General features: G+C 35.4%; 12 protein-coding genes. 9 read left to right on the forward strand and 3 right to left on the reverse strand.

The features are described 5' to 3' along the window. Nucleotides 1–33 precede the first annotated feature (33 nt). The 4 genes from KEM10_RS21855 (at nt 34) to KEM10_RS21870 (ending at nt 3,774) form a co-directional block, all read left to right on the forward strand. Nucleotides 34–1,407, forward strand: a complete 1,374-nt coding sequence (locus tag KEM10_RS21855; protein WP_212219792.1) for a glycoside hydrolase family 140 protein — start codon at nt 34–36, stop codon at nt 1,405–1,407. A gap of 61 nt (nt 1,408–1,468) precedes the next feature. Then, nucleotides 1,469–2,722, forward strand: a complete 1,254-nt coding sequence (locus tag KEM10_RS21860; RefSeq protein ID WP_212219795.1) for a DUF438 domain-containing protein — start codon at nt 1,469–1,471, stop codon at nt 2,720–2,722. Next, complete coding sequence (locus KEM10_RS21865) at nt 2,715–3,239, forward strand: DUF1858 domain-containing protein (RefSeq protein ID WP_212219797.1); 525 nt, start codon at nt 2,715–2,717, stop codon at nt 3,237–3,239. The genes KEM10_RS21860 and KEM10_RS21865 overlap by 8 nt, the downstream gene beginning before the upstream one ends. 7 nt (nt 3,240–3,246) lie before the next feature. Next, nucleotides 3,247–3,774, forward strand: coding sequence for a hypothetical protein (locus KEM10_RS21870; RefSeq protein WP_212219800.1), 528 nt, complete (start codon nt 3,247–3,249; stop codon nt 3,772–3,774). A gap of 22 nt (nt 3,775–3,796) precedes the next feature. On the opposite strand, the gene KEM10_RS21875 is transcribed toward KEM10_RS21870, so the two are convergent. Then, nucleotides 3,797–4,552, reverse strand: coding sequence for a Crp/Fnr family transcriptional regulator (locus KEM10_RS21875; protein ID WP_212219803.1), 756 nt, complete (start codon nt 4,550–4,552; stop codon nt 3,797–3,799). Nucleotides 4,553–4,690: 138 nt separating this feature from the next. On the opposite strand from KEM10_RS21875, the gene hcp reads away from it, so the two are divergent. The 5 genes from hcp (at nt 4,691) to KEM10_RS21900 (ending at nt 8,801) form a co-directional block, all read left to right on the forward strand. Further along, nucleotides 4,691–6,334, forward strand: coding sequence for a hydroxylamine reductase (hcp, locus tag KEM10_RS21880; RefSeq protein ID WP_212219806.1), 1,644 nt, complete (start codon nt 4,691–4,693; stop codon nt 6,332–6,334). A gap of 69 nt (nt 6,335–6,403) precedes the next feature. Beyond that, nucleotides 6,404–6,736: a cupin domain-containing protein gene (locus tag KEM10_RS21885; RefSeq protein WP_212219809.1), complete on the forward strand. Its 333-nt coding sequence runs from the start codon at nt 6,404–6,406 to the stop codon at nt 6,734–6,736. Nucleotides 6,737–6,881: 145 nt separating this feature from the next. Next, complete coding sequence (locus KEM10_RS21890) at nt 6,882–8,072, forward strand: DUF438 domain-containing protein (RefSeq protein WP_212219812.1); 1,191 nt, start codon at nt 6,882–6,884, stop codon at nt 8,070–8,072. A gap of 18 nt (nt 8,073–8,090) precedes the next feature. After that, nucleotides 8,091–8,447 (forward strand): hypothetical protein, encoded by a 357-nt coding sequence (locus KEM10_RS21895; RefSeq protein WP_212219815.1) that lies wholly within the window; start codon nt 8,091–8,093, stop codon nt 8,445–8,447. Nucleotides 8,448–8,450: 3 nt separating this feature from the next. Then, on the forward strand, nt 8,451–8,801 hold the full coding sequence (locus KEM10_RS21900; protein ID WP_212219818.1) for a DUF2200 domain-containing protein: 351 nt from the start codon (nt 8,451–8,453) through the stop codon (nt 8,799–8,801). Between the two features lie 35 nt (nt 8,802–8,836). Here KEM10_RS21900 and KEM10_RS21905 read toward each other — a convergent pair whose 3' ends face one another. Both KEM10_RS21905 and KEM10_RS21910 read right to left on the reverse strand, forming a co-directional pair. After that, on the reverse strand, nt 8,837–9,109 hold the full coding sequence (locus KEM10_RS21905; RefSeq protein WP_212219821.1) for an HU family DNA-binding protein: 273 nt from the start codon (nt 9,107–9,109) through the stop codon (nt 8,837–8,839). 334 nt (nt 9,110–9,443) lie between these two features. Continuing rightward, on the reverse strand, nt 9,444–10,556 hold a 1,113-nt coding region (locus KEM10_RS21910; RefSeq protein WP_212219824.1), incomplete at its 5' end, for a hypothetical protein.

Below are 10,556 nucleotides of genomic sequence, written 5' to 3' on the forward strand. Positions count from 1 at the left end.
TATTGTTTCCAAACATTAAAAGAAAGAGCAATAATGAAACAAACACTTTTAATTTTTGTCAGCATCTTGATAACTCATATAAGTTGTGGACAGGAACTAGCTTTGCTGAAAATTAGTAATGATAGTAGTTATTTTGTGACCGAAGACAATAAACCATTTTTTTGGTTAGGAGGAACTGCATGGGAATTGATTCATCGATTAGACAGAGAACAAGTTGACCAGTACCTCACTGATAGGGCTAATAAGGGATTTACAGTTATACAAACTGTAATTCTTGCCGAACTGGACGGATTGAATACTCCAAATGCTTACGGAGAAAAACCTCTATTAAATAATAACCCGACAAAATTAAATGATCAATATTTTAAACATGTTGATTATGTACTAAATAAAGCCAATGAACTGGGCCTTTATATTGCTTTACTGCCATCCTGGGGTGATAAGTTTAATAAAAAATGGGGAGCTGGTCCTGAGATTTTCAATCCTGAAAATGCGACTGTTTACGGAGAACTTATTGCCAGACGGTATCTCAATTATAATAACCTTATTTGGATTCTTGGAGGAGACAGAGCTCTTGAAAATGAAAACCATTATAAAATAATACGAGCAATGGCAGAAGGTATCCGAGAGGTGGATAACAAACATTTGATGTCATTTCACCCTGTTGGGGGCAAAAAAGCTACAGATTTTCTGAATGATCATTGGCTCGATTTTGATATGTTTCAAAGTGGACATAGCAGAACTGCAAGAGAGTATTCATATGTTACAGATAGTAGAAAATCCTCAGCAATGCGACCCATAATTAACGGTGAAGCGAGATATGAAAACATACCAGACCGATTTTGGGAAGAGAAGTCACACGGCTGGCTTGACGATGCTGATGTGAGAATTTCTGCATATTGGAGTGTAATTGCTGGAGCCGCCGGATACACATACGGTTGTAATGATATTTGGCAAATGTATGATATCAGCAAAATACCCATTATCAATGCCCGGACAGATTGGCAAGCTGCACTTCAGCTACCTGGTTCTTCTCAAATGGGGTACATGAGATATATTTTCGAGAAACTTCCTTGGCAGAAAATGAATCTTAATCAGAATTTAGTACTAAATTCTAATCCTGAGGACGAATCATATATTTTATGTGCTATTGATTCTGATAAACAAGTAGTTGTTGCCTATTCGCCAATTGGAAACCCAATAAAAATTGATTTATCAAAAATAGATTCGAATAGGATAAATGCGTATTGGTTTAATCCGCGAAGTGGAAGAACAAAATATATTGGTGATTTTGAGACTATCAAACCTCAGGAATTTAAACCATGGGCGAGTGGTTGGGGAAGTGATTTCCTTTTGATATTGACGGCGGAAAGTTATAAGATAAATTTCAGCGATTTGAATAAATAACCTTTGGTAATGCAAAGAGCCATTCGACTTTTATAAAAGTGTTTAATTAAAATAAAATAGCATGAGCGAACTTATTAATAATTCAAAGTATCGTAAAGAGCGATTAAAAGAACTTATTCTAAAATTACACGAAGGTGAATCGGCAGAAGCTGTAAAAAAAGAACTGGTTGAAACGCTAAAAATTATTCCTTACGGTGAAGTAGTAGAAGTTGAACAGGAACTAATGCAGGAAGGCTTACCCGAAGAAGAAGTTTTGAAACTTTGTGATGTACATGGTTCGGTTCTCGAAGGCAACGTAGATTTAAGCGGAGCAAAAGATATTCCTGCCGGGCATCCGGTTGATGTTTTCAAGAATGAGAATATTGAGCTGAAGAAAGTAGCCGAAAAAGCGAAAACCCTTTTAAAGGCATTAAGTGCAGTTGATGATTCGGAGTTTCAGCAATTTATATTCGGATTGCAAGGTGTGTTTAATCAATTAATGGATGTTGACAAGCACTACCTCCGTAAAGAGTACCTTGTATTTCCACACTTAGAGAAAAATGAAATTACTGGCCCGCCCAAAGTTATGTGGGGCAAACATGATGAAATAAGGGAACAGTTGAAAGGTTGTATCGAGGTTTTAAACTCAAAAGATATTACTAAGACCGATTTAGTTGATTCTCTCGATTTGTTGTTTTTCCCGACTCTGCAAGCAGTAATTGATATGGTACAGAAAGAGGAAGAAATTCTGTTTCCTATGAGTATGGATGTGCTAACTAAAGAGGATTGGTGGAGCATTCATAAACAAACGCTGGAATTTGGTTTTTGCCTGTATGACCCACAAGTTGAATGGAAGCCCGAAGGATTGACAGATGATAAAGATGAAACAGGAGTTTCTTCTGACGGAAACATTCAATTACCATCAGGCAGTTTCTCTGCAAAAGAAATAATGGCAATTCTAAATTCCGTTCCATTCGATATGACCTTTGTAGATAAAAACGACAAAGTAAAATATTTCACACAAGGAAAGGAGCGCATATTCGTCCGCAACCGTTCAATTATCAATCGTGATGTGCGTTTGTGTCACCCTCCCGGAAGCACACATATTGTCGAGAAAATTCTGGAAGATTTTAAATCGGGTAAAGCTTCACACGCACCTTTCTGGATTCAGATGAAAGGCAAGTTTATAAAGATTGAATATTTTGCCTTGCGTGGCGAAGATGGTGAATACCTTGGCACACTTGAAGTTTCACAGGATTTATCAGAAAACAGGGCATTGGAAGGTGAAAGACGAATTTTAGAATATACTGACGATAAAGAAGAAAATAATGGATAAACTGATAATTACCCCCAAAACAAAGATATTCGATTTATTGGAAGCATATCCTCAGTTAGAGGATGTGCTAATAGCTGTTGCTCCACCGTTCAAAAAGTTGAAGAATCCAGTATTGCGAAAAACCATTACAAAGATTACTACTTTAAGTCAGGCATCTGTAATTGGTGGTATCAAAGTTGAAGAACTCATAAACAAGCTTCGTGCAGAAGTTGGGCAAACAGCAACCGACTCAATTGAAGCAGAAGACAGCAATTATACTACTGAAAAACCTGATTGGTTTGTTGAATCGAATATCTCTGAATCAATAGACATAAGAGAAATGCTAAATGCAGGCGAACAGCCAGTGCATGAAGTATTAGCTTTATTGAAGAAACTTGAACCAGGAAAAATATTAAAAGTAATTGCACCTTTTATTCCGGCTCCACTTATTGATAAATCACTAAGTTTGAACTATGAGCATTGGCTTGACAAAAAGGGTGAAGAAGAATTTTTCGTGTATTTCAGAAATCATTCATAACGAAAATATGAAGCAAATAATATTAACACTAGTTTGCCTGGTGTTTATTGTTCAATTGGGGCAATCTCAGGACAATAAGTTTAAACGATTAGAATTTCTATTGGGGAATTGGCATGGAACAGGTTCCGGCTTCGGTAATAATAACTCAGTCATTGAATCGAGTTTCAATTTGGTTATGGATAACAATTACATTGAAGTAAGCAATGAATCTAAATTCGAACCCACAGAAAAGAATCCGGAAGGTGAACATCATATTGACAAAGGCTTTATAAGTTTTGATAAAACCCGAAGTGCAATTGTCTTTCGGCAATTCAACAGCGAAGGATATTATAACCAGTATGTACTGGTTGATTCCTTATCGAACGATACAACATTGGTGTTCAATACCGAATTTATCGAAAACTTTGTACCCGGAGGAAAAGCTCGCTGGATTATAAAAAAGCTCTCAGAAACGGAAATAGAAACGACATTTGATGTTTCATTTCCCAATAAGGAATACACTTGTTTTGGGACGAATAAACTTACCAAGCAATGATTTGAAAGGCCATTGCTTGTTTTTACTTCAACAATCCCGAAAGGGCTTTTTTATCCACAATTTTTATATTTCGTCCATCTGCTTCGATAATGCCCTCATTATGCATTTCGCGTATTACCCTTCCCAGCGATGGACGTGAAATTCCGAACATATTGGCAAGTTCACTTTGTGAGTTTTTAATTGTAAATTCCATTTTACCTTCTCGTCTAACATGTTCTAGCAGATAATTTGCAAATTTGCCTCTAATGGATTGTAAGCCCAGAAGCTTAATCTTTTTTGTGAGTTTCTGTGCCCTGTTGGATATAATATCGAGATAGTTCTTTAGCACAGTATTTTCGTTACAAAACAAGTTCATCAGGTCTTGTCTCGGTATAAACAAGATTTTGGTTTCTTCAATGGCAATCACATCAACAGGGAGTGTATTATCCTCACCAAATAAGAATGCAGAAGCTATTGTATCAGGGGCATGAAGTTCTTCAATACGCAAAGACTTTCCCTGAAAATCCATCATTTCGCCAACAGCAGCTCCTTTAACAATTATTCTGAGGCTGTTGCATGTATCACCACTACTTGCAATCAGTTCATCTTTTTTGTATGTTTTTACCTGGTGATGGACTTTTTTAATTATCTCACCAATGGCCTCAGCCTTTAAATCTTTAAAAATATAGCTCGATTTCAGTGCATCAACATAGTTTAAAAAGCAAAAACTACATTTATCATTACAAGGCTGAATATATTTTTCATTGAAATTATTATCCTCTGTAGCTGTACTTCCCATAAACTGTGACTTAGATATTTATTTTCGATAAAGTTAGAAAAAAATGCCCTTCCTGTAACATATGTTACAGCTATTGCTTTCAAAATGACAGAACTTTGTATCGTTGATTTAGAATAAAAATTTAAAAAAGATAAGATTATGAGCATGTTTTGTTACCAATGTCAGGAAGCTGCAAAAGGAGAAGGTTGTACCATCAAAGGAGTTTGTGGAAAAGAAGATTCAACAGCTAACCTACAGGATTTATTAGTGTATGTAACCAAAGGTGTATCATTGGTTACTGAAATTGCAAAGAAGAATTCTGTTGCGATTGACAAAGCCGATAAATTTGTATTTGAAGCCTTATTTGTAACTATTACCAACGCTAATTTCGATGATAATAAAATCACCAATAAAATTATTGAAGGTATTCAGGTTCGTGATGCTTTAAAGAAAGAATTGGAAGATAAAGGTGTTGCAATTCCAAGCCTTCCTGCTAATGCTACATGGGTTGCAGAGAGTGATGAAGCAATTAAAGCTAAAAGTGAAATTGTTGGAATATTAACAGAGCAAAACGAGGATATTCGTTCATTAAAAGAGTTGTTAACCTACGGATTAAAAGGGATGGCTGCTTACGCCGAACATGCTTTTAATTTAGGTTATATTGACGAGAAAGTATTTGCATTTATGCACAAGGCATTAGTTGCTACTACCAGAACTGACATTACTGTTGATGAATTGGTTGGCTTAACTTTGGAATGCGGTGAGTATGGGGTAAATGTAATGGCTTTATTAGACAAAGCAAATACCGAATCATACGGAAATCCTGAAATCACAAAAGTAAATATTGGTGTGCGTAATAATCCGGCAATCCTTATCAGCGGTCACGACTTGAAAGATATGGAAGAGCTGTTAAAGCAAACCGATGGAACCGGAGTTGATGTTTATACACACAGTGAAATGTTACCCGCTCACTATTACCCCGCATTTAAAAAGTACGAACACTTTGTAGGAAACTATGGTAATGCATGGTGGAAACAAAAAGAAGAATTTGAATCATTTAACGGAGCAATCCTATTCACTACAAACTGTATTGTTCCACCAAAGGATAGTTACAAAGACAGAGTTTACACCACAGGTGCGTCAGGCTTTGATGGTTGTACTCATATTGCTGATAGAAAAGATGGTCAACCAAAAGATTTTTCTGTAATTATTGAACACGCTAAGAAATTACCTGCTCCAACCGAGATTGAAACAGGAGAAATTGTTGGTGGATTTGCACACAACCAGGTTTTACAATTGGCCGACAAAGTAGTTGATGCTGTTAAAACAGGTGCAATCAAGAAATTCCTTGTAATGGCAGGATGTGATGGTAGAATGAAAGGACGTGAATACTATACTGATTTTGCTGACCAATTACCACAAGATACTGTTATTCTTACCGCAGGATGTGCGAAATATCGTTACAACAAATTACCATTAGGCGATATCGGCGGTATTCCTCGTGTTTTGGATGCAGGACAATGTAATGATTCATACTCTTTGGCTGTTGTGGCTCTTAAATTGAAAGAGGTATTTGAATTGAATGATATTAACGAACTGCCAATTGCCTATAACATTGCATGGTACGAGCAAAAGGCTGTGATTGTATTATTAGCTCTTTTACACTTAGGTGTGAAAAACATTCACCTGGGGCCAACATTACCAGCTTTCCTTTCTCCAAATGTTGTGAATGTTTTGGTTGAGAACTTTGGAATAGCCGGAATTGGAACAGTTGAAGAAGATTTGAAGCTTCATTTGGCTTAATATAAAACATACTCATGTAGAACGCTGCAAAACAGATTTGTAGCGTTCTATTTAAAAACGTAATTAGCTATGATTGAAAAGATATTTAAAACCGCAGAAGTTTACAACCTGAAAGACATGGTTGATTATTCCGATGGCTCAACTGTAAGCAAAATTATTACACGAAATGAAAAAGGAAATCTTACCTTGTTTGCATTTGATAAAGGACAAAACCTAAGTGAACATTCAGCTCCCTTCGATGCCATTGTCCAGGTTTTGGAAGGTTCAGGTACAATTATTATAGATAAAAAGGAACATAAGGTGAGCGAAGGGCAATTGATTATTATGCCTGCCAACATTCCTCATGCTGTGGAAGCAACTGAAAAGTTTAAGATGTTGCTGATAATGATTAAAGCATCCTAAAATTAATCGTTGTGAGCATAATAAATACAAGTTCTCAAAAACTTAAACATTACTCATAAACCGTTGTGAATTTCATTTTGCAGCGGTTTTTGCTTATAGTAAATATTAATATTTGTAAATTATAAGGCTAATTAATGTTTTTGATATGTCGGAATTCACAAATACAAAACAACAACGTATAAAAAAATTGCTTGAGGTTTCTAAACTAATTTTGGAAACAGGGAATGCTCATTCATTCATTACTGAAAACAAGGATTTTATTTCTACGGTAATACCTACTGATTTTATAACCCTCTTTGACGAGATTATAAAGGAAGGTTATAAGATGGAAGATATAAAAGTACTGACAAATAAAGTCCTGAATATTTTCCATGTTCCTATTCGTGATTATGTAAGAGTTGAACCAAAACCGAATTCTTTTCTTGGTGTGTTAGAACAGAATAACCATGAAATGGAATTGTTATTAAATAAAGTCCGTCCGGTTTTTAAAGAATTTGTGAAAGACTCAAGTAATTCTGATTTACAGAAAAAACTGACAGAACTCTTTACCCGTCTTGAAATTTTTGCAAAACATTATACAATAAAGGAAAATGTTCTATTCCCAATCATAGAGGAATCATGGCAGGACTATCGCTGTTTACAGATTATGTGGTCGTTTCACGATGATATTCGCAGAAATATCAAAGCTGTAATTACCCAATTACAGGAAGGAAACATCGAACTAAAAATTTTCAATAAATGCGTAGGCGACATATTCTTTAATATGCACGCCATAAAGTTCAGAGAAGAACGTATTCTCTTTCCTTGCATATTATCAACCATCAGCGAAAGCCAGTTAGAAAAGATGAATCGTGAAGGCTTTGAGCTGGGCTATCCTTTTATTCAACCTAATTTAAAGATGGACAAAGAAGTAAAACCAGATTATGAAGGGAACCTTGTAAATCTTGGAACGGGTAAAGTAAGTATCGAGCAAATTAAACTCATTTTTAATCACCTTCCGGTGGATATTACTTTTGTTGATGAGAACAACAAGGTTTGCTATTTCTCAACACCGCCCAAACGAATTTTTCCTCGCACAACAGCAATTATCGGGCGTGAAGTAAGTAACTGCCATCCGCCTGAAAGTGTACATGTGGTAGAGCAGATTGTTGAATCATTTAGGAATGGTGAAAAAGACCATGCTGATTTCTGGATTAAAATGAAAGGTGAATTTATTCTTATTCAATATTTTGCTGTTCGTGATGAATCAGACAACTACAAAGGTGTTATTGAAGTCTCACAGGAAATTTCGGGCATTAAGGCTTTGGAAGGTGAAAAGCGATTATTGGATTGGTAATCTTAAATCTTTTAAAATATGGAATTATCAAAATTAAGGCTTGAGAAGTTTAAACATATCAAGGTTGTAAATTTCCCAACTGATATTAAAATCGAACTTGATTCTACTGACATTGAAGCGGAAGTCATTATCTACTATATTGATAAGTTTGAAGATGTGAAAGCATTTGTTGAATTGAGCAACAGCTCGAATCTTCCAAAAGAAAACCGAACAATAATGATTTATAAAAAGGGACGAAAAGATGGTGTTAATCGTGACTCCATATTTATGCCATTTAAGGAGCACGTTTATAAAGGATTTAAGTTGAAAGCTCCCATGCTTTGTTCTATTTCAAAAGAATTGAGTGCTTGTGTGATGTGTAAAGAAATAGGATAAAGAATGGATAATATAAAAATCTTTAAGATGCCTTTTGCCAAAGTCTATCCGCTTTATATTCAAAAAGCCGAAAGAAAAGGCAGAACCCAGAAAGAAGTGGATGAAATAATATTTTGGCTCACAGGCTATGATAAATACAGTCTATTTCAAATTTTATCGAATAATTCCGATTTTGATACGTTCTTTAAGTATGCACCAAAAATAAATCCAAATGCCGCTAAAATTAAGGGCATTGTATGTGGTGTTCGAGTTGAAGAAATTGAGGATAAGTTAATGCAGCATATCAGGTATCTCGATAAATTGATTGACGAACTGGCAAAAGGAAAAGCAATGGAGAAAATTTTAAGGGAATGACAAAAAGGAGGCTCAACCTCCTTTTATATTTTGAGCTAGTTAACAGCTTCATCCAAAGCCTTACCCGGCTTAAACTTAGCAACTTTCTTTGCAGCTATCTGAATTTCTTTCCCTGTTTGAGGATTTCTACCAGTGCGAGCTGAACGTTCGCTGATAGAGAAAGTACCAAACCCTATTAATTGAATGCTTTCGCCTTTAGCTAAAGCACCTTTGATTGCCTCTGTTGTTGCATTTAAAGCTTTCTCTGAATCTGCTTTTGTTAAGCCACTTGCCTCAGCAATGGCACTTACTAATTCTGATTTATTCATTCTTTTAATTTTTTAGATTGAGTAAAATATTCTATGCAAGATAGCTATTTCTTCTTTACATCTGTTTAAACAGTGGTATTGAAAGGTTTTTAGTGATTATCATCACTCAATTACTTCATAATTTCAGGACAATAAACTATCAAATTTAGCAGTGAAGTAAATCAAGTAAATGTGAAGTAAATATCAAAATAGTTGTTAATAAACATGTTACTGTATTTGATTTACATTATTTACTTCATTTACTATAAAAAACACCCATTTCCTTTTAGTTGAATTTTTGAGCATAAAAAAAGGATACCATAAAGTACCCTATAAAGAAAAATGAGAAACAAACTCAGATTGCCAGCTCCACACCATCAATGATTATTCCATTTGTTGTTTCGGCATCCTCGTATTTAAACATATAACTGGAGCCTAATACACTATGCGTATAGCATTTTACTCTACGACTTTTTTGTGAGCTATTGGGAATAAATGATTTATTACCCTTTGCCGTTAACAATTCTCGCAATGAATTCATCTCAAGAAAGTGTAGCTTATTTTTATTCACATAGTCGCAATAGCAAGGATAAAGTAGTTTGTATTTGATGTAGAGTATTTTCTTTATTGGGTCTTTCACGTAGTGGATGTCTTTACGGATATCTCCATAAGGGTCGGCAACCTTATAGGCAATGGCACTCCAAAAGATGGATACATCCTTTAAGTCACTTGCCATTTCATCTTGCATCTTTGCGTTTTCAATAACTGCATCCTGGTACGTATCCAAATCAAATGGGAAAGTCAATTTACCTTGAAGGAGTTTAACTGGAGTCAACAACAAGGCTATATGTCTTATTTGTCGGTCTGCCAGTTCTGTTTCAGCATTTATAACCAATTTAACCTGTTGAAAAACCTCATTAAATACCGTTTTAAACTGCTTTTCAAAATAGCTGCGGTATTTAAAGAGTTCACGTGTTATATTGCAAAATCCATGCTCCTTCTCTTTTAGCAGCCTTTTATAAGCTTCTGTAGTTTCATCAGAGAACTTATTATCCTCAAAATGCAATACAATCATACGGGCAAAAAGGGCTGCTTCAGAAGTGGGCAGTTCATTCCCATCTACCATACAGGCAGAGCTAATTTCCAGTGTTGTGGTTTTATTATCGTTGCTTTTTTGTGCCATGGTATACAACTCTCCATCATAACCTGTCTTAAAAACATCGACCGTCTTTTTATCAATGGAATTGGTATATTCTTTCAGATAATACAAAGCATTACTGCGTTGTGTTAATGATCGTGAAAAACCTTTGTCCGTGGAGTTAAGTAAGGATATTCCATGATTAGGTTCTCCAAACAGGTGCATAAAGAAATTGACAAAATTGGACTTTCCGGCTCCCTGGTCACCAAACAGGAATAAAAATGGGAAGAAGCCTGTTATATCAAGAATAATGTCTCGGTATAACGCCAG

The sequence above is a fragment of the Carboxylicivirga linearis genome (assembly GCF_018271995.1).
Lineage (GTDB): Bacteria > Bacteroidota > Bacteroidia > Bacteroidales > Marinilabiliaceae > Carboxylicivirga > Carboxylicivirga linearis.